Source organism: Corallococcus sp. AS-1-12 (assembly GCF_020036995.1).
In the GTDB taxonomy this organism is placed as follows: domain Bacteria; phylum Myxococcota; class Myxococcia; order Myxococcales; family Myxococcaceae; genus Corallococcus.
The window spans coordinates 447,408-473,817 of the sequence record NZ_JAIQDD010000003.1 but is presented as its reverse complement, the minus strand read 5'-3'; the positions used below and the strand labels follow the sequence as shown (position 1 = coordinate 473,817).

Here is a 26,410-nt window from a genome sequence, read left to right as displayed (position 1 = left end):
CCCATGGCCGCGCGCGCGTGGAAGACGCTGCTGTCGCTCCTGCTGGTGGGCGCGCTCATGGCCTTCGCCAGTTGGGAGCTCGGGGTCGGCCGCAAGGCGGGCCGGCTCCCGGATCCCCCCCGGCCACCGACGGAGGCTCCCCCCGCGGACCCCCAGGAGGCGATGCGGGACCTGGGCGTGGTGCTGGTGCCGGAGGACACGCCGCCGGAGCGGGCCAGGTCCTATGACTGGCGCGTGGACGGCATGGAGCCCGCCCGTCAGCAACTGGCCTACGGGCTGGGAGAGGCGATGGAGCGCGGGCTGGAGCAGGCGCACCGCGACTACAGCGTGCGGCTGCGCTACCGCGCCATGGGCCCGGAGCGCTTCACCTACGTGGCGCCGCCGGGCTGCGGCACGGACATGCGCTGCATCTACGCGGAGCTGATGCGCAGCAACGCGGAGCCGGTGCGCGTGCTCGGCGAGCGCTTCGCCACCTCCATCCGCGAGCGCGACCTGGACGCGGCGCAGGCCACCGAGCTCATCCTCGGCTTCGTGCGCCGCATCCGCTACGAGCTGCCCGGCGACGAGCCCTTCGGCATCGTCCCGCCGGGGCTGGTGCCCGCGCAGGACCGCGGCGACTGCGACTCCAAGGCGGTGCTGGCGCTGATGCTGCTGCGGCAGGTGGGCGTGGACGCGGTGATGCTCTACTCGGACGCGCTCGCGCACGCGGCCATCGGCGTGGGGCTGCCCGGCACCGGCACCCGCATCCCCTTCGCGGGGCGCGCGTACCAGTACGCGGAGCTCACCGCCGAAGGCTGGCCGCTGGGGATGATTCCGCCCCAGTACGACAAGCCGCAGTTGTGGCGGGTGCTTCCACTGCCGGACGTCCAGGGCTGAGCGCCGCTGGAGATTTGCATCGAATACGGCTATTCCTGCTCTATCCGGGATGCTCGTCGAGCGCGGGCATCCCGTCTACCCAAATGGGGGCAGGCACATGGCGGCTTCACGGACGTGGATGATGGGCCTCACGGCGGGGCTGGTGGCGCTGGCGGGGGGTTGTGGCGGCGCCGGGGACACGGCGGCTCCGAGCACGGTGGAGCAGGCGCTGGGCGCGTGCACGCACTCGGTGACGACGAACACGTACGACGGGCCGGACTACTGGGGCACGCTCGTCTTCAAGAACACGGGGACGGTGGCCATCGCCAACCCGGTCATCGCGCTCGACGTGCCCTCGGGGGTGACGTGCGACGATGACCAGCCCGGCTGGACGCACACGCAGTCAGGCCGCACGTGCACCTTCACGCGCACGTCGTCGCTGACGGTGGCGGTGGGCGCGTCCTACACGTTCAACTACTCCACCAACTCCAACGTGTCCTTCACCGCGGCCAACGTGAAGGTCCAGTCCGACAGTTGCGGCGGCACGTCCCCTGGCGGCTCCGGCCTCACGGCGAACCAGAAGAAGGTGGCCGAAGGGCTGACGAGCATCTGGGAGAACGACACGCCCACGCTGGACTACGCCTATTCGGAGAACATCTTCGACGGGCGCGGCTACACCAACGGGCGCGCGGGCTTCTGCACCGGCACGGGCGACGCCATCCAGGTGGTGGAGTGCTACCGGGCCCTGCGCACGGAGGCCAATGGCAACCGCCTGGCGAAGTACTGGAACGCGCTCACCGTCATCAACAACCGCTTCCTGTCCACCGGCCAATCCCAGGCGTCCACGGCGGAGCTGGACGCCGTGGGCAACTGGACCGCGGACTGGGCGGCCAGCTTCAACACCACCGCCACGAAGGCGGACTTCAAGCAGTGCCAGGACCAGGTGAGCGACGCGCTCTACTACACGCCCACCATCAACGAGGCCGCGAAGTGGGGCCTCACCCAGGCGCTCACCAAGGCCGCGCTCTATGACGCGTCCATCAACCACGGCTTCGACGGCATGAAGGACCTCATCCGCAAGGCCAACACGGCCCTGGGCAACAGCGGCCAGGTGGCGCCGGTGGTGGGCTACAACGGCATCACGGAGAGCGCGTGGCTCCAGAAGTTCCTGGAGAAGCGCCGCGACGTGCTGGCGGCGGACTCCACCTGGGTGGAGGCGGTGGACCGCGTGGCCGCGTACGAGAAGCAGCGCCGCCGCGGCAACTGGGACCTGGGAGTCGCCCTGCGCAACGACGTGCGCGCCCGCGACTGCTGGACGACGGCCTACCCGGCGAGCGGCTACACCGTGCGCAACATCAACCCGGACGGCACCTGGAGCACGCCGTCCTCGTACACCTATTCCTGCCAGTAGCAGGACGGTCCGGCACGCGGGCCGTGACGGCGGGCGCCCCGGGATGGCATGACCTGGGGCCATGGCCCGTGACGTTTCGTTCTTCGACAAGCTCGGCTCGCTGCTCGCCCAGGAGCGCGAGGCCGAGAAGGCCCGGATGACCTCGCTCGCGCAAGGGCTCACCCTGCGCGAGCGCGAGGAGCAGGGCCTGTCCGTGCTGGACCTGGAGACCGTCGAGGAGGAGGTGGGCCTGGGCGGCCGCATCCTCCTCACGCTCGCCCGCGCGGACCGGGGGAAGCTGCCCACGCGCGTGTCCAACGGCGACCTGGTGGCGGTGCTGCCCCGCCGCGCGGAGGTGAAGGACCCCGCGAAGGCGCTCGTGTCGCGCGCCACCTCCACCCGCATCCAGCTCGCCTTCGACCGCGAGCCGCCCGCCTACCTGTCCGAGGGGCTGCTGCGCCTGGACGTCGTCCCCAACGACGTCACCTACGAGCGCGTGCGCGCGGGGCTCCAGCGCGTGAAGGCCATGGACAAGGGCCAGGAGCGCCACAAGCGCGAGGTGCTGCTGGGCAACGAGCCCCCGCGCTTCGACAACACGAAGGACTTCACCCCCACCCGCCCGCTCAACCCGGAGCAGCAGGACGCCGCGAAGCGCGCGCTGGCCGCGGAGGACTTCTTCCTGGTCCACGGCCCGCCCGGCACCGGCAAGTCCACCGTGCTGGCGGAGGTGGCGGCCCAGGCCGTCGCGCGAGGCGAGCGCCTCTTGTGCACGGCGGCCAGCAACGCCGCGGTGGACCACCTGCTGGAGCTGTGCCTGGAGCAGGGCCTGCGCGCCATCCGCGTGGGCCACCCCGCGCGCGTCGCCGCCCGCCTCCAGGAGCACACCCTGGACATCGTGGTGGAGGAGCACCCGGACCGCGTCGTCAGCCGCGACCTGTTCGACGAGGCCTTCGACCTCTTCGGCTACGCGCGCAGGCAGCGCAGCCAGGGCCGCAGCCGCGAGCGCTTCTCCAACGCCCGCTCCTCCACCGCCGAGGCCAAGGACCTGATGGACGAGGCGCGCAAGCTGGAGAAGAAGGCCGTGAAGGCCGTGCTCGCCCGCGCGGACGTGGTGTGCGTGACGCTCGCGAGCCTGGGCTCCGGCGTGCTCGCGGGCGAGGAGTTCGACCGCGCCCTGTTGGACGAGGCCACCCAGGCCACGGAGCCGCTGGCCCTCCTGGGCTTCCTGCGCGCCCCCAAGGTGGTGCTCGCCGGAGACCCCCAGCAGTTGCCGCCCACCGTGCTGTCCCAGGAGGCCGCCAAGGCGGGCCTGGGCACGAGCCTCTTCGAGCGCCTGCTCCAGGACCACGGCGACGACGTGAAGCGCATGCTGCGCGAGCAGTACCGGATGAACGCCGCCATAATGGCCTTCCCCTCCCAGGAGATGTACGGCGGCGAGCTGCGCGCCCACCCGTCCGTGGCGGAGCGCACGCTGTCCGGCGTGCTCGACTCCGGCTCGGGCGCCCAGGTGGACGCGCCGCCGGTGCTCTACCTGGACACCGCGGGCAAGGGCTTCGACGAAGAGGTGGAGCCCACCACGCACTCCCTCCTCAACCCGGGCGAGGCCACCTACGTCATCGCCCGCGTGCGCGAGCTCCTGGAGCGGGGCCTGTCCCCGCGCGAGGTCGCCGTCATCGCCCCGTACAGCGCCCAGGCCCGCCACCTGCGCGAGGCCCTGGAGGCCGTGCACCCGGAGGTGGAGGTGGACACCGTGGACGCGTTCCAGGGGCGGGAGAAGGACGCCATCCTGGTGAGCATGACCCGCTCCAACAGCGAGGGGCAGTTGGGCTTCCTCAACGACCTGCGCCGCATGAACGTGGCCCTCACCCGCGCCCGCCGGCACCTGTTCGTCGTGGGCGACTCCGCCACCCTCAGCAGCCACCCCTTCTACGCGCGCTTCATCGAGGGCACCCAGACGGACGGCGGCTACCGCTCGGCGTGGGAGTGGCCGGACCCCGCTGAACAATGATTGTCATCCCAACGACCCGGACCTGCCCTGGAGGACTACGCAAGGAGTGCGACCCGGGTGCGCGAAATTTGTCGCCCCGCTGAACGAATTTTGTCACCTGCTCGGCGGCCGGGCGTGGGAGACGGCCGGAAATCAGGCATTTGGCTCCATCCGAGGGGTCGGCACGAAGACTGCTTTCCTTTCCGGACACGGAGGGAATGCATGTCTCAAGCGCCTGTGGTGACCAAGGAGAATGACGTCTGGGTGATTCGGATTGAACGGCCCAACGGCAAGACCCAGGAGTACCGCTGCGCCACGGAGAGCCAGGCCCGGCAGTTGGCCATGGTGCTCGGCAAGCCGGACACCGGCGGCCCGCCGCGCCCGGCCGCGGCGTCGTCCAGCACCGTCGCGTAGGGTCGCCAGCACCCGGGGGACGGAGTAAGGCGTGGAGGCACGAGGAGGCACCCGTGCCCGCCGCCGCATTCGAATCCCTCACCGTCGACGCAGAAGGGCTGCCGCTGCACGTGCGGCAGCGTGGCCCCCAGGGCGCCCCCGCGGTGCTGATGCTCCACGGGTGGCTGGACCACTCCCACAGCTTTGATCCGCTCTGCGAGCACCTGCCCGAGGCCTGGCGCACGGTGCTGCTCGACTTTCGCGGCATGGGCGAGAGCGGCCACGCGGGCCCCGGCGCCGCGTACCACTTCAGCGACCACCTGCTGGACGTGGAGGCCACCCTGGACGGGCTGGCCCTGCCGCCGGTGCACCTGGTGGGGCACTCGCTGGGCGGCATCGTCGCGCTCGCGTACGCCGCCGCGCGCCCGGAGCGCGTCCAGAGCCTGACCCTCATTGAGAGCCTGGGGCCCTCCGGCGGTCCGCCCGCGGGCGCCGTGCAGCGGCTGCGCGGCTTCCTGGACGACGCGCGCCGGCCCCCCAACCGCAAGCGCTACCCCACCGTGGAGGCCGCCGCGGAGCGCCTGCGTCAGGCGAACCCCACCCTCTCCCCGGACGCGGCGCTGCTCTTCGCGCGCCATGGCACCCGGCGCACGCCGGAGGGCGACTTCGCCTTCACCTTCGACCCGCGCCACCGCCGCCGCTTCGGCCAGGGCTTCGACGAGGCCCAGTGGCTGGCGCTGGAGGCCGCCGTCACCTGCCCGGTGCAGCTCCTGCGCGGCACGCAGGGGCTGTCCCCCGCCCCGGAGCTGCTGGAGGCGCGGCTGGCCGCCCTGCGCACGCTGGCCGCCCCGCCCCGCTCCTTCGAAGGCGGTCACCACGTGCACCTGGAGCAGCCCGCCGCCGTCGCCGCCGCGATCGCCGCCTTCGTGACCGGAGCGTCCAGTTCATGACCTGAAAAGTTGGGGGTGCAGGTTGGCAAAGGGTCGGGAAAAACCTTTCACCCTCCAGGGCACCCCGGTTCCCTCCAGCGCTCACTTGGCCGCTGGAGCGTCCGCCAAGTCCCTGATTTCTGGTGGTTGACGGGGGGCGCTCCCGTCCGGCACGGGTCTTGATTAGGGGGAGCCCGAGTTGGATCACGTGTCCCGGGCATCCGTGTGCGTGTGGTGGGGAAGGGTGGGGAGCGGACAATGGTGATGGGGTGGAGGGGTCGGGTCGTCCTGCTGGCGTCGTTGGTGGCGGGGACGATGGCGTGTCACGAGGAGGACCAGACGCGCGGGGTGCAGGCCACGGCGGTGCTGGACGTGGACGCGCTCGACTTCGGCGAGGTGCCGGTGGGCGAGTGGCGTGAGAAGGAGGTCCGCATCCGCAACGTCGGCTACGTGCCCTTCTCCGCGCTGGAGGCGTTGGGGCTGGGCAACAACCCGTCCTACCAGGTGGAGCTGACGGACGGCGGCGGCCGCGTGCCGCCGGGCGAGTCGCACGTCGTCAAGGTGCGCTTCCACCCGCTGGCCGAGGGGCCGGTGGAGGAGACGCTGCGCGTGACGACGGACGCCAACGTGGGCGCCCTGCAGCAGGTGCCCGTGCAGGGCCTGGGCACGCCCACGCGCATCGGCGTCAACCCGCCGGTGCTGGACTACGAGACGCTGGAGGTGGACAGCGACCGCACGCTGGAGGTCACCGTCACCAACCCGGTGGACCTGCCGCTGACCCTGAAGGTCGCGGGCGAGAACGCGGATCCGTTCACCGCGGACACCATCACCGTCCCGCCCAACACCACCCAGGTGGTGAAGACGAAGTACCTGCCCCGCGCGCTGGGGCAGATGGGCGCGCGGCTGGAGGTCGTCTCCTGCGAGACGTGCACCCCGTCCGTGGTGGACCTGAAGGGCAACTCCGTGGCGAGCGCCTTCGTGTTCGACCCGGCGCCCGTGCCCTTCGACGAGATCCCGGTGCACGAGCGCACCGAGTCCTTCACCCGCGCGCGCAACATCACCTGGCGCCCGGTGACCATCTCCGCGCTGGCCACCAGCGACCGGGCCTTCTCCGCGCTGTCCAAGCCGGAGGGCAGCACGGTGCGGCCGGGCGAGGTGGTGGAGATGCGCATGGAGTTCGCCGCGCGCTTCTCCGGCCCCAACGTGGGCAACCTCACCGTGGCGTACGCGTCCGACAAGGCGCGTGAGTCGCGCGTGATGCTGGACGCGCGCGGCGGCCGGCCCACGCTGGCCGTGGCCCCGGTGGCGCTGGACTTCGGCGAGCTGCCGGTGGGCGGCAAGGTGGAGCAGGTCATCCGCATCACCAACGCGGGCAGCAACGGCCCGCTCACCTTCACCGGCGTGCGCGCGGACGGGGACGCGGTGCAGTTCAACGTGGCCACGCCCACGCGCGGCACGCAGGACTACCCCTGGAAGGGCGGCACCTGGCCCACGCTGGAGGCCAACGGCCTGCAGATCCAACCGGGCGACGACGCGCTGGAGCTGAAGGTCTACTTCGAGCCCCGGAACGAGGGCACCTTCACCGCCACGCTCTACGTGCAGTCCAACGACCTCTTCACGCCCGAGCGCGCCATCACCCTGACGGGCCGCGCCCGCGCGTCCGGCCCCTGCGTGTACGAGCTGCTGCCGCAGCCGAAGCTGGAGTTCGCCAACGTGGTGCCGGGCCGCGGCGCGGTGCTGGGCTTCTACTTCCGCAACCCGGGCCGGGCCGAGTGCGCCATCAAGAACGTGCACCTGTCCAATGACGGCGGCGGCGTGTTCTCCATGCCGGGCGGCCCCATCACGGGCGGCGTGGTGCTCTACGACACGGCCTTCAGCTCCATGATTGCCTTCCGCGCGCCCACCACGGGCGGCGAGTTCAACGGCGAGCTGATGCTCACCGTCAACAACCCGGCCTACCCCACCGTGACGCTGCCCATCCACGCGGTGTCCAACCCGTCGTGCCTGGTGGCCACGCCGTCCTTCGTGGACTTCGGGCCCATCCGCTACGACTGCCCGGCCCGGCCGCGCACGACGTTCCTCTCCAACCGCTGCAGCGAGCCGCTCACCGTGGGGGACGCCACCATCGGCAACGGCACGTCCAAGCAGTTCTCCCTGCGCACGCCGGTGACGTCGCCCATCACGCTCCAGCCCGGCGAGGGCTTCGAGATGGAGGTGGACTACGCCCGCAGCGTGCTGGGCCAGCACTACAGCCCGCTGTACTTCCAGGTGGACGCGGAGGCGAACCGCTTCCTCGTCCCGCTGCTGGCGGAGACCAACCACGAGGGCATCCAGGTGGACCGCTTCACGCAGGGCACCGACAGCCAACTGGACGTGCTCTTCGTGGTCTCCAACACCACCACCATGGAGCCCTACCAGCAGCGCCTGCGCAGCGCGATCCCCGGGTGGCTCGCGCGGGCCAAGGAGCTGAACGTGGACGTGCGCGTGGGCGTCACCAGCACGGGCCTGGTGCAGCGCCCGGGGCTGTGCGGCGGCGGCGCCAACGGCGGTGAGGCCGGCCGGCTCTTCCCGGTGGACGGCAGCCGCGCCCGCGTGGTGTCCGGCAACAGCGCCAACGCGGCGACCACCATCCAGGCCAACATCGACGTGGGCCTGTGCCACAACCTGGTGCAGGGCCTGGAGACGATGCGCCAGGGCCTGTCCGCCCCGCTGTCCGACCAGGCCGACGACGTCCGCACCCCGCAGCCCAACGACGGCAACCTGGGCTTCACCCGCGCCGCCGCCCGCATGGCCGTGGTGGTGCTGGCGGACGAGGACGACCACTCCGGCTTCGAGCCGGAGAGCTACATCCAGTTCCTCCAGACGCTGAAGGGCACGGGCATGTCCCAGCGCAGCAACCTGCACGCGCTCGTCCCCAACGGGACGTCCTGCTCCACGGCGGGCGCCAACGCGGACCGCTTCGCCGCGGTGGCCCGGGGCACGGGCGGCTCCGTGGGCTCCATCTGCGAGGGGGACTACCGGGGGTTCCTGGACCCCATCATCCAGCAGGCCGGTGAGCCCCAGGCGGACTTCCCCCTCACCGCGACGCCGGACGGCACCGCGGAGATGAGCGTGCGCGTGAACGGCCGCACGCTGGGTGCGGACCAGTGGACCTACGACCCGGCTCGCAACGCGGTCATCTTCGCGGCGGGCTCCGTGCCCACCCCGGGCCAGGCCGTGGAGATCCGCTACCGCAGCATCTGCTCCGCCACGCCGTAGGCGGACGCGTCCGTGACGCAGCGCGGCCGGGCCGGTCCCTGAAGGGGGGCCGGCCCGGTTCGCGTTTTTGCGGAAGCCCGGGCTTTTGAGATCCGCGCTGACGCGGCTATCGTCACGGCCGGAGTGGAAACGTTCGGCCGCTATGAATTGCTGCGCAAGCTGGCCACCGGCGGCATGGGGGCCGTCTACCTTGCCCGGCAGAAGGGGCCGGTGGGGTTCCAGAAGCTGCTGGTGGTGAAGCGGCTGTTGCCCCACCTGTCGGAGGACGACGAGTTCCTCCAGATGTTCCTGGACGAGGCGCGCATCGCGGCGCTGCTCAACCACCCCAACATCGCGCAGATCTACGAGATGGGGGACGTGGACGGGCAGTACTACATCGCGATGGAGTACGTGCACGGCGAGCCGCTGGGTTCGCTGGTGCCGCGTGCGTCGGCGCACCCGGGCGGGTTTCCGCTGGGCCTGCGGTGCCGGATCATCGCGGAGGCGGCGGCGGGCCTGGACGCGGCGCACAACGCGCGCAGTCCTTCCGGGCGGAAGCTGTCGCTCATCCACCGGGACGTGTCGCCGCAGAACGTGCTGGTGGGCTTCAACGGCGGCGTGAAGCTCATCGACTTCGGCGTGGCGAAGGCGCAGGGCAAGCTGTCGCAGACGGTGGTGGGCACCATCAAGGGCAAGCACGCGTACATGTCCCCGGAGCAGGCGCGGGGTGAGCCGCTGGATGCGCGCTCGGACGTGTTCGGTCTGGGGACGGTGTTCTACGAGCTCCTGACGGGCGGGCGCCTGTTCAAGCGCGAGACGGAGATGGCCACGCTCAAGGCCGTCGTGGGGCACAAGATCGTCCCGCCGTCGGAGGCGGTGCCCGGGATTCCGAAGTCGTTGGACCCCATCGTCTTCAAGGCGCTGGCGCGCAAGCGGGACGACCGGTTCTCCACCGCGGGCGAGCTGCAGTTGGCGCTGGAGGAGTTCCTCCAGCAGGAGAAGCTGTCCGGCACCAGCGCGCACCTGGCGGCGTTCATGCGGGACGTGTACGCGGACGAGTTGGAGGAGGAGCGCTTCGCGGCCGAGCCGACGATGATCTACTTCGACCCGCGCCTGATGGCCCGGCCGGGCGGCGCCGCGTCCACGAAGCCGCCGGCCGCCGGGACGACGCCGTCCGCGGGCAAGGCGCAGGCCCCGGCGAAGACGCCGCCGCGCGCGCCGGAGCCGTCGGTGAGCCAGTCGTCGACGAAGGCCTCCGCGTCACCGGAGGACTCCGGCATGGGGACCGCCGCGGAGCGGACCTCGCGCACGAAGGAGAACTCCGGTCTGAGCCGCCCGGAGGCCCGGCCCGTGAGGACGCGGGAGAACACGGGCGTGAGCCTCGCGGACACGCGGCCCCTGCACGACGAGGATGCGGGCCGCCCCACCGCGAAGCACGAGGCCATGCGCGGCGACGCGCGTGCCTCCACCGGGAAGTTCGATGCCGTGCGCGGCGAGGACGCGGCGCGTGCCTCCACCGCGAAGCATGACGCCGTGCGCGCTGAAGACCCAGGCGCGTCCACCGCGAAGCACGACGCGATGCGCGCGGAGACCGGCCGCTCGTCCACCGCTCAATTCGGCGCCGTGCGCGCGGAGCCCGGTCGCTCCTCCACGGCCCAGTTCGGCGCCGTGCGCGCGGAGGGCTCGAAGGCATCCCGTCCGGCCGAGGGCTCCCCCGGAAGCCGCTCGGCGGCGAAGGCCGTGAAGGCCACCGGCGACGCGACGGGGAGCCGCTCCGCCGCGAAGGCGGTGCGTGCGCCGGAGGACTCCGTCGGAGGCAAGGCGCCCGCGAAGACGGGCCGCACCGAAGGCTCCGTGTCCTCCGCCCGCCGCCCCGCTCGCGGCACCGGGCCCGACTCCGACAAGTAGGCTCCCGCCGGAACCGCTCGGCTACAGGCTCGCCAGGGCCACGCGGTACAGCGCGCGGTAGCCCATGCGCGGGGCCACTTCGAAGCGGTCCGCGTTGAAGATGTCGCGCAGCAGCGCCTGCCCGTCCGGCGTGGACGGCAACCCCAGGAGCGCCGCCTCCAGCGCCGTCACCAGCGGCGCGGGCAGCCCCATCGCCACCGGCACGCCGTCGTTGGGGGCCTCGTCCGTGTACGCCAGGAGCTCGAACTTCGCGCCCATCCCCGGCCCCAGCACGTCCTCCACGCCCGTGGTGAACGTCAGACCCGTGGAGGCCGGCGGACAGAAGACGCTCGTCACGTCCGCCCTGCCTTCCAGCACCGCCTCCAGCGCGCCCTGGTACGAGCCCGTGAACTGCTGCGACACGAACGCTCGCGACGGCTCCAGTCCCTGCGTCTTCAGGAACGCGCTGGGCAACAGGTAGCCCGCCACCGAATCGCGGTCCACCCACGCCGCCGTGGCGCCCTTCAGCTTCTCCAGCGTCAGCCCGGAGCCCGCCCGCCCCACCAGCGCGGAGCGGTAGCTGGACATGCCCCGGCGCACCCCGCGCGCCAGCACCCGCACGCCCATGGCCTCCATGCGCGCGCACACGAAGGGCGGCGCCCAGGCGGCGTCCGCCCGCCCGGACAAGAGGTCCTTGGCCAGGGTCTCGTAGCTGGTGGCGACGTTCACCTCCACCAGCTTGCCCAGCGCGCGCTGCAGGAACGACGCGAGACGTTCCGCACGCTCGCGCGCCGTCTCGCTGCCCAAGGACGGCGGCAGACCGAAACGGAAGGAGTGCCGCGAACCGGCGGGGACGTGCGGGGTCATACGACTCCCGGTTTACCCCTGCTGGTCCAACCGCGCCACTTCATCGTCAGCCAGACCGAACGTCGCCTGGAGCAGATCCAGGATGCGCTGCTCCGCGGTGCTCGTCCGGCCGGACGCATGGGCGATCTTCGTGGCCAACTGGTACGCCTTCACCCGCTGCGAGTGCGTGGCCAGCCCGTGCGCCAGGACATGGAGCCGCTGGGGCAGCCCGTCCGTGGCCAGCGCCGCCACGGACTCGCTCACGAAGCCCTGCGCCCGCTCCGGGCTCACGTTCTGGAAGAGCGGATCCGCCGCGAAGCTCTCCACCATCGCCCGCGCCTCCGCCTCCTTCAACTGGCCGTCCGCCGCCAGCACCAGGACCATCACCTCCGCGAACAGCCGCTCCAGGGGCTCGCCCAGCGCCTCCGACAGGCTGCCCCCCTGCTCGATGACGTCGATGATCTGCGCGACCTCGTCCTCGGAGATGCCCAGCGCCGCCTGGAACGTCTTGAGCAGCCCCAGCTCCGACCGGGTGGCTCGCTGGTCCGCCAGCGCCACCGCCGCCGCCAGGCCGAACGCCAGCATCCGGTTCTTGTGGTCCGGCAGCCTGCGGCGCAGCGAGGCGAGCACCTCCTCCAGGTTGCGCGCCTCCGACAGGCGCACCGCGCTGGTCTCCACCAGCAGGTTGAGCTCACCGGACTGCGTGCCCTCGAACTCCGGGCGCTCCAGCACGCGCGCCAGCAGCGTCTGCATCTCGCGCTGGGACACGCTGCCGTCCGCCATCGCGGCCAGCAGCATGGCCTCCACCAGCGCCGCGTTGCGCTCCTTGCGCGCCTTTACTGCCTGCTCTCGAGCCATGGACTGGCGCTCCCTTGCGTCTCGTTGGTGGGGGGGGTGGCCACGGGCCCGTCTTCCGTCGCGTTCAGCGGGTCCGGGTTCAGCGTCTTGTCCAAGAGGTGCGTGGGCCGCACGTTCGACATCGCGTTGAGCAGGCTCTGGCGGACGTTGGGGATCTCCTTGCCCAAATCCTCCACCAGCTTCTGCATCCGCTTGCGCTGCAGGTTCTCCTGCGACCCGCACAGGTCGCAGGGGATGATGGGGAACTGCTTCGCTTGCGCGAACTGGATGATCTCCTTCTCCGGCGCGTAGCACAGCGGCCGGATGACCACGTTGCGGCCGTCGTCGCTCTTGAGCAGCGGCGGCATCGCCTTGAGGCTCCCGGCGAAGAACATGTTCAGGAGCATCGTGTGGATGAGGTCGTCGCGGTGGTGGCCCAGGGCGATCTTGTTGCAGCCCAGGTGCACGGCGGCGTTGTAGAGGATGCCCCGGCGCAGGCGTGAGCACACCGAGCACTGCGTCTTCCCGGGCGGGGTCTTCTCCAGGACGATGCTGTAGGTGTCCTCCTTCAGCATCTTGTAGGCGTAGCCTTCCTTCTGGAAGTAGCCCTCCAGGATGTGACCGGGGAATCCCGGGTGGCCCTGGTCCAGGTTCACGGCCAGCAAGTCGAACTTCACGGGGGCTCGCCGCTGCAGCTCGCGCAGCAGGTGGAGCATCGTGTAGGAGTCCTTGCCTCCCGACACGCCCACCATGATGCGGTCCCCGGCCTCGATGAGGCGGAAGTCCGCGATGGCCCGGCCCATGTGGCCAAGCAGGCTTTTTTCAAGACGTTGGGCGTCGTTCATCGGCGGGGCCATCCTAGCGGCGGTTCGGGAAAAAACACGTCAAAGGGGCGGGCCGGTCCGCTAGCCTGCTCCCCGCGATGCCGACCTTCCCTCAGGGTGCCGTGGACGTGGTGGACCGCGCGGGCGAGGAAGCCGCCACGCGGGTGCTGGAGGCCGCGCCGGAAGTGGCGGTGGACCTGGAGGCGGACGCGATGCACGCCTTCCGCGCCCGCCTGTGCTTCCTCCAGTTGGGCACCGACACGGACATCTTCCTCTTCGACACGCTCCAGCCGGGCGTGGATCCGCGCCTGCTCTCCCCCATGATGGAGGACCCCGCGCGCACCAAGTACTTCCACGCCGCCCAGGGCGACCTGCAGTTCCTGGCGGAGGCGGGCGTGCGCGTGCGCGGCCTCTTCGACACGCACCGCGCGGTGACGCTCCTGGGGTGGCCCAAGGTGGGCCTGGCGGACCTGGCGCGCGAGCGGCTGGGCGTGGAGCTGCCGAAGGAGCACCAGCAGTCCGACTTCTCCCTGCGCCCCCTGCCCCCGGGCATGCGGGACTACATCGCCAATGACGTGCGCTACCTCTGTGAGCTGGGCCGCCAGGTGCGCGACGCGTGCCGCGAGGCGGACATCCTGGAGGAGGTGCTGCTGGACTGCGAGCGCATGTGCGCGGAGGCCGAGGCCCGGCCGGAGGTGGGCGCCGAGTACAAGCCCAAGCTGTCGCGCACCGGCCTGAGCACGGCCCAGTACGGGCTCGCGTACGCCATCGCGCAGGCGCTGCACAAGCTGCGGCTGGAGTGGGCGGAGAAGGACAACGTGCCCATGGGCCGCATGCTGTCCAACATGGCCATCACCGACCTGGCCCTGAAGCAGCCGGACACGCACAAGGACCTGGCCCGCGCGGCCGGCGTGCGGGGCGCGGTGGTGCGCGCGCACGGCGACGCCATCCTCGCCCTCATCCGCGACCATCAGCAGAAGGCCGCCCGGGGCGAGCTGGACCTGGACCGTGAGCCCAAGGGTCCGCGCGACCCCCACCGGCGCAAGCGCGAGGACGCGCTCAAGGCGTTCCGCGTGGAGCAGGCCGCCCTGCGCAAGGTGACGCCCAGCGTGGTGCTCACCAACCCGCTCATGGACGCGCTCGCGTCCAAGCCGCCCGCGGACGTGTCGGAGCTCTCCCAGGTGCCGTACCTCGGGGAAAAGCGGATCAAGCTGTACGGCGACAAGCTGGTGGCGTTGCTCAAGCCCTTCCCGGTGCCCGGAAGCTGACGTTCCCCCGCGACGAAGAGGCAACTGGGCTACGCTTCGGCGGAATCGTGCGCGCGGCTTGTGCATCCCTTGCCGGCTCGCTGTCCATGGCCCTGGAACGCAGGTGTTGAAGCGCCATCTGCGGCTTGGGTGCCGGTTGCGAGAAACGCGTGCGTGCGTACCTTTGACGCCGCACAAAGGGAGGGCGTGGCCATGTTGGGAGCCAGGACAGGCGGGGCGCGGACAGAGGTCTCCCGGTGCATCGCCGCGAGCCAGAAGTGCCAGTCGGCCTGCGAGGCGGGCATGGCGCGCCTGACGGCGCAGGGCATCCCGGCGGATGACGACGCGGTGCGCCTGCTGCGCCAGTGCGCGGAGCTGTGCGAGCTCAACGTGCGCGCGCTCCAGAAGGAGAGCCGCCTGTCGCGCCGCACCGCCAGCCTGTGCTTCGAGTTGGGCAGCCAGGTGGCCCGCGCCGCGTGGCTGGAGGCGCAGGACCCGGACGCGCACGCGCTCGCGCGGGACGCGCTGCACCTGGCGCGCGCGTGCCGCCCGCTGGTGTTCGCGGCCTGAGTCGCTAGAGCTGGATGCCGTACAGCGCGCCGTACTTCGCGCGCAGGTACGCCAGGAAGTCCCGGTCCGTGAGCCCCTCGCCGGTGATGGCGCGCACGCGCTCCTCCGCGGGCAGCCGGAAGCCGTGCGAATGCAGGTTCGCGCGCAGCCACCCCAGCAGTGACGCCGTGTCGCCCTTCGCCAGGTCCGCCTCCAGCGACGGCAGCGCCCGGCTCGCGGCGGCGTACAGCGAGGCCGCGTACAGGTTGCCCAGCGAGTACGTGGGGAAGTAGCCCAGCTCTCCCCAGGCCCAGTGAATGTCCTGGAGCACGCCCTGCGTGTCGTCCGGGGGGGTAATCCCCAGGTAGCGCCGCATGCGCTCGTTCCACGCGGACGGCAGCTCCGACACGGGCAGCTCGTCGCGCAGCATCGCCAGCTCCAGCTCGTAGCGCAGGGCGATGTGCAGGTTGTACGTCACCTCATCCGCCTCCACGCGGATGAGCGACGGCACCACGTGGTTGATGCCCGCGTGGAAGCCGTCCAGGTCCACGTCCGCCAGCGCCTCCGGGAAGGCCTCCTTCAGCGCGGGGAAGTGCGGCACCCAGAAGGCGCGGCCGCGGCCCACCAGGTTCTCCCACAGGCGGGACTGGGACTCGTGCAGGCCCATGGAGGGCACGGACGCCAGCGGCGTGCGGTGGTGCTCCGGGGAGAAGCCCTGCTCGTACAGGCCGTGGCCCGCCTCGTGGAGCGTGCCGAAGAGGGCGGCCGGAGGCCACGTCGCGTCCAGGCGCGTGGTGAGGCGCACGTCCTGCGCGTGCACGCTGTTGGTGAAGGGGTGGATGCTCACGTCCTGGCGGCCCGACTCCAGGTCGAAGCCCACCGCCTTGAGCAGCCGCATCGTGAACCGCCACTGCTGGCCGGTGTCGTAGGTGCGGCCGGAGAGGAACGCGGGGAAGGGCCGCTTCTGCTCGCCCAGCGCGGCCACCATGGGGATGAGCGCGTCTCGCAGCGCGGTGAGCACCGGCGTCAGGCGCTTGACGCGCATGCCGGGCTCGAAGCCCTCCAGCAGCGCGTCGTAGCGCTCACCGTCGTGGCCCTGCGCATCCGCCTGCTCGCGGCGCAGGGCCAGCAGCGCCGCCAGCGCGGGCTGGAAGCGCTCGAAGCGCTTCGTGGTGCGCGCCTCGCGCCAGGCCTGGAGCCCCTCGCCCTGCGCCTCCGCCAGCGCGGTCACCAGCCGGGCGGGCAGCCGCACCGCGCGGTCGCGCTCGCGGGTGAGGACGCGCACCATGGCGCGCTCGTCGGGCGTGAGGGACGCGAAGTCCGGGCCCCCCTCCCCCGCGCGGGCCAGGGCCTCGCCCAGGCGTGGATCCACCAGCCGCTCGTGGTGGAGGGCCTGGACGGTGGCCATCTGCTGGGCGCGGGCGGCGCCTCCCTTGGAGGGCAGGTAGACCTCCCGGTCCCAGGAAGCCAGGTTGATGACGCTGTTCAGGTCGTTCAGCTCATGCATCCGCGCGCGCAGCCAGGAGTCCATGGCTTGTGTTTCTAGCGCGCTTCCAGGGTATGAGGACCCCCGCGATGGCCAACATCCTCCAATTCTTCATGGCACCCGACGACGAGGTCGCCTTCTTCCGCTTCCTGGAGCGCCACGTCCTCGAGGTGTACCCCCGCCGCGTCCCCCCGGACTGGCAGGCCTTCCGGGCCACGGCGGAGAACATCCCGCGCCTGCCGGAGGAGGACCTGTACCTGGTCGCCAGCGAGATTGGCCCCGCCATGGTGGACAAGGTGAAGCGCGGCCCGGACAAGGGCTTCTGGCGCATCGACGAGGTGCGCTCGCCCGTCATCTTCATCGAGCGCTCGCGCCGCAACGAGGAGGGCGAGCTGCTCAGCGGGAAGATGTGGGTGGAGCTGGAGGTGACGTCCCAGACGGGCCGCCGCGACGCGGCCCCGGACAAGTTCCGCCGCCTCTACCTGGAGGTGGAGGAGTTCGTGAAGAAGACCTTCCGCCGGGGCGACCCGAAGGACTTCTTCGTGGGCAACCGCGCCGCGCGCCTCTTCAAGGAGGGCCTGGTGCTGCGCGACTCGGCCTTCCGGGGCGGCACCGTGGTGCCGCACAAGTAGGCGCGTTGTCCTAGCTGCCGGTCGCGGCCGACGCGGCCTGGCGCAGGAGCGGGGCCTCGGAGAGGAACTTCAGCTCCGGGTGCTTCTCCTCGGCGTGCTGGAGCGCCCAGTCGTCGCGGAAGAGCACCAGGGGCAGCCCGTCGCGGTCCTGCACCGTCTGGCGGTTGCCCTCCCAGTCGAACGACTTCGGGTCGAAGTTCTGCCCCACCACCCACCGGGCGTGGCTGAAGGGCAGCCGGTCCAGGGCGATCTTCGCGCCGTACTCGTGCTCCAGGCGGTACTGGAGCACCTCGAACTGGAGCGCGCCCACCACGCCGACGATGGGGTCCTTCATGCCCATGGCGAGCTGCTGGAAGATCTGCACCGTGCCCTCCTCGGAGAGCTGCTCCAGGCCCTTCTCCATCTGCTTGCGGCGCAGCGGATCCTTGGAGCGCACCACCGCGAAGAACTCCGGGCTGAAGCGCGGCACGCCCTCGAAGAGCACGTCCTGCGAGCCCTCCGCCAGCGAGTCGCCGATGCGGTACTGCCCCGGGTCGAACAGGCCGATGACGTCCCCCGGCCACGCGTCCTCGATGGACGTGCGCTCGGCGGCCATGAACTGGCTGGGCTTGGCGAGCCGCACCTCCTTGCCCAGGCGCGAGTGGAAGGCGTTCATGCCCTTCACGTAGCGGCCGGACACCACGCGCATGAACGCGATGCGGTCGCGGTGCGCGGGGTCCATGTTCGCTTGAATCTTGAAGACGAAGCCCGCGAACTTCGGGTTGGTGGGCTCGCGCGGGCCCTGCGTGGTGGGGCGCGACGTGGGCGCGGGCGCCAGGTCCAGGAACGCGTCCAGGAAGGGCCGCACGCCGAAGTTGGTCATCGCGCTGCCGAAGAACATGGGGGACAACTGCCCCGCGTCCGACTTCTCGCGCGTGAACTCGTCCCCGCCGATGTCCAGCAGCTCGATGTCCTCGCGGAGCTTCTCCAGCTCGTTCTCCGTGAGGACGGTCTTGATCTCCTCCGAGTCGATGGACACCGAGCGCTCCGCCACCTCCGACTCGCCGTGCGAGCCCTCCGCGGAGAACACGTGCACCACGCGCGCCTGCCGGTCGTAGACGCCGCGGAACTCCGGCCCCATGCCAATGGGCCAGTTCATGGGGTACGAGCGGATGCCCAGCACCTGCTCCAGCTCGTTCATCAAGTCGAGCGGCTCACGGCCGAAGCGGTCCAGCTTGTTGACGAAGGTGAAGATGGGGATGCCGCGCATGCGGCACACCTTGAAGAGCTTCTTCGTCTGGGGCTCCACGCCCTTCGCCGCGTCGATGAGCATCACCGCCGCGTCGGCGGCGGAGAGCGTGCGGTAGGTGTCCTCGGAGAAGTCCTGGTGGCCCGGGGTGTCCAGCAGGTTCACCGCGTGGTCGCGGTAGCTGAACTGGAGCACGGACGACGTGACGGAGATGCCGCGCTCCTTCTCCAGCTCCATCCAGTCGCTGGTCGCGTGGCGCCGCGCCCGCTTGGCCTTGACGCTTCCGGCCAGGTGGATGGCGCCGCCGTACAGCAGCAGCTTCTCCGTCAGGGTTGTCTTTCCCGCGTCGGGGTGGGAGATGATGGCGAAGGTCCGTCGCCGGGCGACCTCCCTCTCGAGCTCGTTGGCCATGATCCGAGGCCAACTATCACGGGCGGTCGTTCCTTGCAGCTTCGCAAGCAGCGCCTGGAGGTCCGGCCGGGCTCCGGCCCTCCGGGGTGGCCCTCCCTCCAGCCCACATTGGAGCCACGCCATGCCGCGAATCCTCCATGTCACCGGCACCCCCTGGGAGCCCCGGGTGGGCTACTCGAGGGCGGTGCGCACGGGCCCCTTCGTGTCCGTGTCCGGCACCACCGCCACTGGCGCGGACGGCCAGCTCGTGGGTGAAGGGGATGCGTACCGGCAGGCGGCCCAGGCGCTGTCCAACATCCGTGCGGCGCTGGAGGCGGTGGGCGCCCGGCTGGAGGACGTGGTGCGCACGCGCATGTACGTCACCGACATCTCGCGCTGGGAAGAGATTGGCCGCGCCCACGGTGAGGTGTTCGCCGCCATCCGCCCGGCCACCTCCATGGTGGAGGTGAAGGCGCTCATCGACCCGCGGATGCTGGTGGAGATCGAAGCGGACGCGGTGGTGGCGTCCGCGCTGGCCTGACGGCCTAGAACTCGGGGGTGACGTCGGTGGGGACGTCGTCCGGCGCGCCGGGGTTGCCGGGCTCGGGCGTCACGTCGTCGCCGGTGCCCTCCGGGGGCGTCACGTCGCCGCGCAGCTCCACCGCGGGGCAGGCCTGGAAGGTGCCCACGCGGCTGCCGGGCACCTCCGTGCAGCCGGACTCCGAGCACTGCAGGAGGACGCGGTAGACCTCCTTCTCCTGCGCGTCCCAGCAGGCGGTGCCCACGTAGGAGGTGTTCGCCGCGATGTCGCCGCCCCAGGCGCGCACGTCCACGCGGCCGCCGGTGCCGGGGATGTGGCGCACGGAGGAGAGCACCTTCTCCTTCGCGGAGGTGGCGGTGCCGGGCAGGTTGTACGGGCCGAGCACGCGCACGCGGGTGACGCCGGTGGCTTCAATCTTGTGGCCCACGAAGGCGCCGGTGACGGCGTCGTGCGTGGCGGGGTTGGGGGTGAAGTTGGCCAGCCGGTACGCCAGGGACTTGCTGCCCTTGCCGAAGTGGGCGAACGACATCATCAGCTTGCCCTGGCCCGCGTAGGACGGGGCCACCGCCTTGAGGTTGTCCAGGGAGATGGCCAGCGTGCCCCGGCCCCGGTGCGCCGCATCCCCGCGCTTGAGCGCGCCCGCTGCGATGACCTTGAAGGCGACGTCGTCCGCGCTGTTCAGCGGACGGGCCTCCAGCTTCCACTGGTAGCGCTGCCCCGCGCCCTTGCGGATGGCGAGCTTGAAGGTGGCGTTGGCGCGGTCGGTGGGGCCGTACACCAGCACGTCACCGGGCTGCGCGTCGGCGGCCTGCTTCGCCAGCTCCGCGATGGGCACCAGCGCCTGCCGGAGCGTGTCGTTGAGCGCCTTCACCTCCATGCGGGCGCCCTCCAGCATCGCGGCGCCCTGACCGTCCAGCGACGCCTCCACCTGCATCAGGTCCTGGGCCACCAGCGCGGCGCCGTCCTGCGCGAGCGCGTCCGTGTTGATCTCCAGCGAGGTGCCCGCGAAGTCCGGCAGGGACTCCACCGCCTCCTGATCATCCACCCCGCCGCACGCCGTCGAGAGCACCAGGGCCGCACCCACCGCCAACGTCTTGTTCCAGCGCATCGTCATCCTCCAGGTCGAAAAGGTTCGCATGACTGCCTGCTGTTCCTTCAAACCCGGCGGACCCGGCGCGGTTGCGGGGCGGGGAATTTTCTTCGCGGGGGGCCGCGATGTGCGCGGGTGTCGGCCCACGGGGTGGTCGCCCTCCCGGGGAGCCCCTACCTTTCAGGGACCATGGGCGTCGAATGGAAGAGCAACATCGACATCGCGGACGCGCTGGAGCGGGTGGCGGACCTGCTGGAGACGCAGGACGCGATGCCCTTCCGGGTGGGGGCCTACCGCAAGGCGGCGGCGACCATCGCGAACTGGCCGGACTCGGTGGCGCAGGTGCTGGCGGCGGAGGGAGAGGCCGGCCTGCGGGCGCTGCCCGGCGTGGGCAAGAGCATCGCGGGGACGGTCGCGGAGCTGGTGCGCACGGGACACGTGGGGCTGCTCGAGCGGCTGGAGGGAGAAGCCTCCCCCGAGGTCCTGCTCGCCAGCGTGCCCGGCATCGGACCGGAGCTGGCGAAGCGCATCCATGACGCGTTGGACATCTCCACGCTGGAGGCGCTGGAGCTGGCCGCGCACGACGGGCGCCTGGAGCGGGTGGAGGGCTTCGGCCCCCGGCGCGCGGAGCAGGTGCGCGAGGTGCTGGCGGCGCGGCTGGGACGCAACCGGCGCGAGCGCGAGCGGGCGCGCTCGCATGGCGGAGAGGACGCGCCGCGCCCGCCGGTGGCGCTGCTGCTGCGCGTGGACGCGGACTACCGGCGGAGGGCGGCGGCCGGGGAGCTGCGCCGCATCGCGCCCAAGCGCTTCAACCCCTCCGGAGCGGCCTGGCTGCCGGTGATGCGCGAGCACGTGGACGGCTGGAACTTCCGCGCGCTGTTCTCCAACACGGCGCTGGCGCACCAGCAGAACGCCACGGATGACTGGGTGGTCCTCTACTACGACCAGGACGACGTGGAAGGCCAGTACACCGTGGTGACCTCCCACGTCGGGCCGCTCAATGGCAGACGCGTGGTGCGCGGGCGCGAGAACGAATGTCTCGCGTACTACGCCCGCCGGGACGCGGCGCACGAAGCGCCGCACGCGGGCGCGTGAAGCCAGCGCCCGGCTCAGGGCGCCGGTGAGTACACGTCCACGGCGACGCGCGCGCCGCTGCTCCCGCTGCCGCCCGCGACCAGCACGCGGCCGGAGGGCAGCAGGGCCAGTCCGTGGTGCGTGTTGCGCGTGGACAGGATGCCCGCGGGCGTCCAGGCGTTCATCGCGGCGTCATACACCTCCGCCGAGTCGAGCACGCCCAACCCCGAGCCCCCCTCCCCCGTCACCACCAGCACGCGGCCCGTGGACAGCGCCGTGGCGTGCGGCAGGTAGCGCGGCGTGTTCATCGGCGCCACGGTCCTCCAGGTGCCTTGCGCCACGTCGTACAGCTCCGCCGAGCGCAGCGGCCCGTCCACGCCCCAACCGCCCGCCACCAGCACCTGGGCGCCATGGCCCAGCGGCACCGCGATGTGGCCATAGCGCGCCACCGCCATGGACGCCGTGGGCCGCCACGTGCCCGTGGCCGGGTTGAACAGCTCCGCGCTCGCGGTGATGGCGTCCGCCCCCGTGGAGCTGCCGCCCATCACCAGCACCTCGCCCGAAGGCAGCGGCACGGCCGCGTGGTACGTGCGCGCGTGTCCCATGGCGCCCGTGGCGCTCCAGGTGCCCGTGGCCGGGTTGAACAGCTCCGCGCTCGCGAGCGTGGAGGAGATGCTCGCGCCCGACGCGCCGCCCGTCACCAGCACCTGGCCGGAGCCCGGGAGCAGCGTCGCGGTGTGACGGGCCCGCCCCGTCCCCAGGTCCCCCACCGGCGTCCAGGTCCCCGTGGCGGGCGCGTAGACCTCCGTGGCGGACAGCCAGGTGGAGGCGTCCCGCTGCCCGCCGCTCACCAGCACGCGGCCGTCATTCAAGGGCGTGGCCGAGTGCAGGAAGCGCGCGGTCCCCAGCGAGCCGGTGTCCCGCCAACTGTTCGTCGCCTCGTCGTACAGAATGGCGCTCACCAGGGCGGCGCCGGAGAAGGACGCCCCGCCCGCCACCAGCACGTCGCCCGTGCTCAGCCGCGTGGCGCTGAGCTGCGAGCGCGCGGTGCCCAGGCCCGCCGCCGCGCTCCACGGCAGGGCGGACGGGCGGTAGCGCTCCGCGGACGCGCTGAGCGCCCCCGCCTGGGGCACGCCGCCCAGCACGAGGACCTCTCCTGACGGGAGCAGCGCGGCGGCGTGGCTGATGCGGCGCGAGGCCATCGTCGCCGTCTCCGTCCAGACGCCGGTGGCCGGCGTGTAGAGCGCGGCGCGGTCCAGGTAGGGCTGGCCGCCCGTGGAGCCGCCCGCCACCAGCACCTGCCCGGAGGTGAGCAGCGTCGCGGTGTGGAAGACGGACTGGAACGGCAGCGCGCCCTGGGACGTCCAGGTGCCGGTGCCCGGGTCGAACAACTCGGACGTGTTCGTGGCCAGGCTGCCCGCGAAGCCGCCCGCCACCAGCACCTGCCCGGAGAGCAGCAGCGTCGCCGTGTGCCCGGTGCGCTGCGTGACCATGCGGCCCACCGCCGTCCACTCGCCCGTCGCGGGGTCGTAGCGCTCCGCCGTCGCCAGCACGTCCCCGTTGGCGCTGTCCCGGCCGCCCGTCACCAGCACCTTCCCGTCCGGCAGCAGCGTCGCCGCGTGGCCCAGCCGGGCCGCGACCATCCGGCCGGTGACGGACCAGGAGTGGGTCGCGGGGGAGTAGAGCATCGCGCTGGACAGCGCGTTGCCGAAGCCGCTGTCTCCGCCCGTCACCAGCACCCGGCCATCCGGGAGCAGCGTCGCGGTGTGCTGGGAGCGGGGCAGGTCCAGCCCCGTCGCCGCGGACCAACTGTTGGTGTCCGGGTCGAACAGCTCCGCGCCGGCCGACGCCAGCACGGAGGTGCCTCCGCCCACCACCAGCACCTTGCCGGAGGCCAGCAGCGTGGCGGTGTGGCGCTGGCGGCTGGTGGCCATGGCGCTCAGCGAGAACCAGCGGCCGGTGCGCGGATCATGCAGTTCCACGGCGGACGTGCCCCCGCCCGCGACGAGCACATAGCCATTGCGCAGCAGGGTGGCCGTGGCATCCACGCGCGCGGAGGCCATGGTGCCGGCGCTGCCCCACGAGGACGTGTCCAGGCGCGAGGTGGAGGTGGAGGGGGCGTCATGGAACGACGGAGCTTCGGGGGCGCAGGCCGCCGTGGACGCAAGCGCGAGCGCGGCCAGCAGGCCGTGAAGACGGATATGGAGCATGGAGGGGGAGGTCCTTCACTTCATGGGGGGACGCGGCTTTCGCCGCGCGGGGGGGGCGGCCCTTAACCCAGACGAAGGAAAGACAACAGCGGAATTCCTATCAACCAGACAAGCCGGGTCAGACATGCCTCCGCGACGCGGCTCAACTGCTCGCGGACGTGTAGTGGCGGATGGACATCCGCCACACCCACCGCGCCACCGCGGCGAACGCCACCGCGCCCACCACCGCGCCCACCAGCCAGGTCCACGGCAGCCGGCCCAGCAGCGCCAGCGCGGGGAAGGTCGTCATCAGCGCCAGCGGGATGATGAAGGTGAACACCCACGCCAGCGAGCCCCGAAACACCGAGGACGGCCACCGGGCCGCGTCGAAGATGGACGTGAACAGGTACGTGAGGTTGTCCACCTTCACCACGAAGAAGGCCGCGCTCACCACGAGGATCCACATCGAGTAGAGGATGAGCATGCTCGTCCCCAGCAACACCAGCGACGCGAACACGCCCGGCAAGGACGGCCAGCGCCCCAGCGACACGAACGCGTAGACGAACAGCCCCACGCCGGACAGCACGTTCACCGCCCGCCACGGCAGGAAGCGCTGCGTGGACACCAGGAACTGCGCGTCCGCGGGCTTGAGCAGCACGAAGTCCAGCGTGCCCTTGCGGATGTGCTCCACCATGCCCGTGAGGCTGGGGCTGATGGCGCCCTCCAGCACGCCCTGCAAGAGCGTGAACCAGCCCACCACCAGCAGCGACTCCTGGAACGTCCAGCCTTCGATGCTGGGCCGCGCGCCGAAGACGACGAACAGCGGCGCCAGCGCGGTGAACGTCCACGCCAGCGACGTGAGCCCCTCCGCCAGGAAGTCCGCGCGGTACTGCAACGCCAGCAGGCCGGAGGCCTTCAACTGCACGCCCAACAGCCGCAGGTAGCGCCTCGCGTTCACCACCGCCCTACCCTCCGAACGCCGCGAAGCGCGCCAGGCCCCGCCGCCAGACCGTCATGGACACCACGCCCAGGCCCAGCACCCACGCCCACTGCGCGGCCAGCAGCGCCCAGGCCTCCTTCGCCGCGTGCGCCCCCGTCATCAGCTCCACCGGCAGCCCCATCTGGTAGCGGAACGGCAGCCACTCCATGACGGTGCGCACGCCGGGCGGGAAGAACTCCACCGGGAACATGTACCCGGAGCAGACGAAGAACAGCACCATGTAGACTTCCATCAGCTTCTGGCTGCTCTCCAGGAACAGGCTCAGCGTGCCCAGCAGGACGTTCAGGTAGAACGTGATGAGCCACGCGCCCACGATGCCCAGCGCGAACAGCCCCCAGCCCCCCAGCGACGTGGGGATCGCCCGCTCGGCGCCCGCCGCCCACAGGCTGATGCCCAGCACGGGCACGACGATGGCGACGCGCAGCGGGATGCCCGCCAGCACCTCCGTCGCGTACGCCAGCAGCGGGGAGATGGGCCGCAACAGCCGCATCGCCAGCGTGCCCTGCTTCACCTCGTAGCTGACCAGCCACGCCACCCAGGAGCTGGTCATCTGCCGCACACAGAAGGCCGCGAGGAAGTAGCCCGTGAACTCCGCCTGCCCGAAGCGGCCCACCGGCCCGCCGCGCGCCACCGCCGACCACAGGGCCAGCATGATGAGCGGCATGGTGGTGGCCAGCACCCAGATGATCATCTCCGCGCGGTAGGCCACCGCCTCGGAGAAGCCGATGCGCAGCATCGTGGGCAGCGCCTTGAGGGCCGTGCGCAGGCTCACGCGGACGCCGCCTCCCGGGCGGCCTCCGCCCGGCGCGCCTTGCCCTCCTGGAACAGCTCGCTCATCACCTCTTCCAGCGGCGCGTTCTCCACCGTCAGGTCCGTCACCGGCAGCGTGGACAGCGCGCGGCCCACCGTGGCGTTCACCGCGTCCTGCTGGACCTGCAACACCGCCGAGCCCGGCTCGTGCGACACCACCTTGCCCAGCGCTGTCAGCAGGCCCGCGTCCACCGGCTGGCCCAGCCGCAGCACCACGCGCTTCTCCGGGCGCACGCGCTGCACCAGCGCGTCCAGGCTGCCGTCGTAGGACAACTGCCCCTTGTCGATGACGATGACCCGCGGGCAGAGCGCCGCCACGTCGTCCATGTAGTGGCTGGTCAGGATGAGCGTGGCGCCCGTCTGCTCGTTGTAGGCCTTGATGAACGCGCGCATCGTCACCTGCATGGACACGTCCAGGCCGATGGTGGGCTCGTCCAGGAAGAGCACCCGGGGGCGGTGGATGAGGGCCGCGGCCAGCTCGCACTTCATCCGCTCCCCCAGGCTGAGCTGCCGCGTGGGCTTGCCGATGAGGTCCCCCAGCTCCAGCAGCGACACCAGCTCCTCCAGCGTCTGCTTGTACTGGGGGCGGGGCACGTCGTAGATGGCGCGGTTGAGTTCGAACGTCTCCGAGGGCGGTAGGTCCCACAGGAGCTGCTGCTTCTGCCCCATCACCAGCATGATCTTCTTGAGGAACGCCTCCTCGCGGAAGCGGGGCACGTGGCCATCCACGGTGACTTCACCCTCGGACGGGTGGAGCAGGCCGGCGAGCACCTTCAGCGTCGTCGTCTTGCCCGCGCCGTTGGGGCCCAGGAAGCCCACGCGCTCCCCGGGCCGGATGTCGAAGGAGATGCCGTCCACGGCCTTGACGGTCGTGTAGCCGCGGTGGACGAGCGAGCGAAGGGCCGCCTTCAGGCCAGGCGGGCGCTTGTGGACCTGATAGTGCTTGCGCAGTCCGCGGACGGAAATCATGGCGGGATGGGTTTAACGCG

The 26,410-nt window shown here is 71.5% G+C and carries 22 protein-coding genes; 12 read left to right on the top strand and 10 right to left on the bottom strand.

Annotated elements, in window-relative coordinates:
• Nucleotides 1-3 precede the first annotated feature (3 nt).
• The 7 genes from K8556_RS06775 to K8556_RS39435 all read left to right on the top strand — a co-directional run bounded on the left by K8556_RS06775 (nt 4) and on the right by K8556_RS39435 (nt 10,699).
• Nucleotides 4-876 carry a hypothetical protein gene (locus K8556_RS06775; protein WP_223739181.1) on the top strand — a complete coding sequence of 291 codons (873 nt, stop codon included), beginning with the start codon at nt 4-6 and terminating at the stop codon, nt 874-876.
• 97 nt (nt 877-973) lie between these two features.
• Entirely contained in the window at nt 974-2,266 is a 1,293-nt protein-coding gene (locus tag K8556_RS06770) for a chitosanase (protein ID WP_223739180.1), read from the top strand.
• 61 nt (nt 2,267-2,327) lie between these two features.
• Entirely contained in the window at nt 2,328-4,253 is a 1,926-nt protein-coding gene (locus K8556_RS06765) for an AAA domain-containing protein (protein ID WP_223739179.1), read from the top strand.
• A gap of 201 nt (nt 4,254-4,454) precedes the next feature.
• Entirely contained in the window at nt 4,455-4,646 is a 192-nt protein-coding gene (locus tag K8556_RS06760) for a hypothetical protein (RefSeq protein WP_223739178.1), read from the top strand.
• A 53-nt stretch (nt 4,647-4,699) separates the two neighbouring features.
• Entirely contained in the window at nt 4,700-5,575 is an 876-nt protein-coding gene (locus K8556_RS06755; RefSeq protein WP_223739177.1) for an alpha/beta hydrolase, read from the top strand.
• 237 nt (nt 5,576-5,812) lie between these two features.
• Complete coding sequence (locus K8556_RS06750) at nt 5,813-8,812, top strand: choice-of-anchor D domain-containing protein (protein WP_223739176.1); 3,000 nt, start codon at nt 5,813-5,815, stop codon at nt 8,810-8,812.
• A 123-nt stretch (nt 8,813-8,935) separates the two neighbouring features.
• A complete protein-coding gene (locus tag K8556_RS39435; protein ID WP_370639891.1) occupies nt 8,936-10,699 on the top strand; it encodes a serine/threonine protein kinase in 1,764 nt (587 codons plus the stop codon).
• A 21-nt stretch (nt 10,700-10,720) separates the two neighbouring features.
• Here K8556_RS39435 and K8556_RS06740 read toward each other — a convergent pair whose 3' ends face one another.
• The 3 genes from K8556_RS06740 to ttcA are packed head-to-tail and all read right to left on the bottom strand — an operon-like array spanning nt 10,721 to nt 13,218.
• Nucleotides 10,721-11,545: a phosphate/phosphite/phosphonate ABC transporter substrate-binding protein gene (locus tag K8556_RS06740; protein WP_223739175.1), complete on the bottom strand. Its 825-nt coding sequence runs from the start codon at nt 11,543-11,545 to the stop codon at nt 10,721-10,723.
• A 12-nt stretch (nt 11,546-11,557) separates the two neighbouring features.
• Entirely contained in the window at nt 11,558-12,382 is an 825-nt protein-coding gene (locus tag K8556_RS06735; RefSeq protein WP_223739174.1) for a tellurite resistance TerB family protein, read from the bottom strand.
• Nucleotides 12,361-13,218 carry a tRNA 2-thiocytidine(32) synthetase TtcA gene (ttcA, locus tag K8556_RS06730; RefSeq protein WP_223739173.1) on the bottom strand — a complete coding sequence of 286 codons (858 nt, stop codon included), beginning with the start codon at nt 13,216-13,218 and terminating at the stop codon, nt 12,361-12,363. Before ttcA ends, K8556_RS06735 begins: the two co-directional genes overlap by 22 nt.
• Nucleotides 13,219-13,283: 65 nt before the next feature.
• Between ttcA and K8556_RS06725 the strand changes: the two genes are divergently transcribed.
• Together K8556_RS06725 and K8556_RS06720 are read left to right on the top strand one after the other, a co-directional pair.
• A complete protein-coding gene (locus K8556_RS06725) occupies nt 13,284-14,453 on the top strand; it encodes a ribonuclease D (RefSeq protein ID WP_223739172.1) in 1,170 nt (389 codons plus the stop codon).
• Nucleotides 14,454-14,645: 192 nt separating this feature from the next.
• On the top strand, nt 14,646-15,002 hold the full coding sequence (locus K8556_RS06720) for a hypothetical protein (protein ID WP_223739171.1): 357 nt from the start codon (nt 14,646-14,648) through the stop codon (nt 15,000-15,002).
• A 4-nt stretch (nt 15,003-15,006) separates the two neighbouring features.
• Here the strand turns inward: K8556_RS06720 and K8556_RS06715 are convergent, their stop codons facing one another.
• Nucleotides 15,007-16,512, bottom strand: a complete 1,506-nt coding sequence (locus tag K8556_RS06715; protein WP_223739170.1) for a carboxypeptidase M32 — start codon at nt 16,510-16,512, stop codon at nt 15,007-15,009.
• A 44-nt stretch (nt 16,513-16,556) separates the two neighbouring features.
• Between K8556_RS06715 and K8556_RS06710 the strand changes: the two genes are divergently transcribed.
• Entirely contained in the window at nt 16,557-17,099 is a 543-nt protein-coding gene (locus tag K8556_RS06710; protein WP_223739169.1) for a hypothetical protein, read from the top strand.
• 10 nt (nt 17,100-17,109) lie between these two features.
• Here K8556_RS06710 and K8556_RS06705 read toward each other — a convergent pair whose 3' ends face one another.
• On the bottom strand, nt 17,110-18,738 hold the full coding sequence (locus K8556_RS06705; protein WP_223739168.1) for a peptide chain release factor 3: 1,629 nt from the start codon (nt 18,736-18,738) through the stop codon (nt 17,110-17,112).
• Nucleotides 18,739-18,859: 121 nt separating this feature from the next.
• On the opposite strand from K8556_RS06705, the gene K8556_RS06700 reads away from it, so the two are divergent.
• On the top strand, nt 18,860-19,258 hold the full coding sequence (locus K8556_RS06700; protein ID WP_223739167.1) for a RidA family protein: 399 nt from the start codon (nt 18,860-18,862) through the stop codon (nt 19,256-19,258).
• Nucleotides 19,259-19,262: 4 nt separating this feature from the next.
• Here K8556_RS06700 and K8556_RS06695 read toward each other — a convergent pair whose 3' ends face one another.
• Nucleotides 19,263-20,396, bottom strand: a complete 1,134-nt coding sequence (locus tag K8556_RS06695; RefSeq protein WP_223739166.1) for a hypothetical protein — start codon at nt 20,394-20,396, stop codon at nt 19,263-19,265.
• Between the two features lie 141 nt (nt 20,397-20,537).
• Here K8556_RS06695 and K8556_RS06690 point away from each other — a divergent pair, with 141 nt between their 5' ends.
• Nucleotides 20,538-21,443: a helix-hairpin-helix domain-containing protein gene (locus K8556_RS06690; RefSeq protein ID WP_223739165.1), complete on the top strand. Its 906-nt coding sequence runs from the start codon at nt 20,538-20,540 to the stop codon at nt 21,441-21,443.
• A 14-nt stretch (nt 21,444-21,457) separates the two neighbouring features.
• Here the strand turns inward: K8556_RS06690 and K8556_RS06685 are convergent, their stop codons facing one another.
• The 4 genes from K8556_RS06685 to K8556_RS06670 all read right to left on the bottom strand — a co-directional run bounded on the left by K8556_RS06685 (nt 21,458) and on the right by K8556_RS06670 (nt 26,390).
• On the bottom strand, nt 21,458-23,632 hold the full coding sequence (locus K8556_RS06685; protein WP_223739164.1) for a kelch motif-containing protein: 2,175 nt from the start codon (nt 23,630-23,632) through the stop codon (nt 21,458-21,460).
• 142 nt (nt 23,633-23,774) lie between these two features.
• A complete protein-coding gene (locus K8556_RS06680) occupies nt 23,775-24,569 on the bottom strand; it encodes an ABC-2 family transporter protein (protein WP_223739289.1) in 795 nt (264 codons plus the stop codon).
• A gap of 7 nt (nt 24,570-24,576) precedes the next feature.
• Nucleotides 24,577-25,383: an ABC-2 family transporter protein gene (locus K8556_RS06675; protein WP_223739163.1), complete on the bottom strand. Its 807-nt coding sequence runs from the start codon at nt 25,381-25,383 to the stop codon at nt 24,577-24,579.
• Nucleotides 25,380-26,390, bottom strand: a complete 1,011-nt coding sequence (locus K8556_RS06670; RefSeq protein ID WP_223739162.1) for an ATP-binding cassette domain-containing protein — start codon at nt 26,388-26,390, stop codon at nt 25,380-25,382. The genes K8556_RS06675 and K8556_RS06670 overlap by 4 nt, the downstream gene beginning before the upstream one ends.
• Nucleotides 26,391-26,410 lie beyond the last annotated feature (20 nt).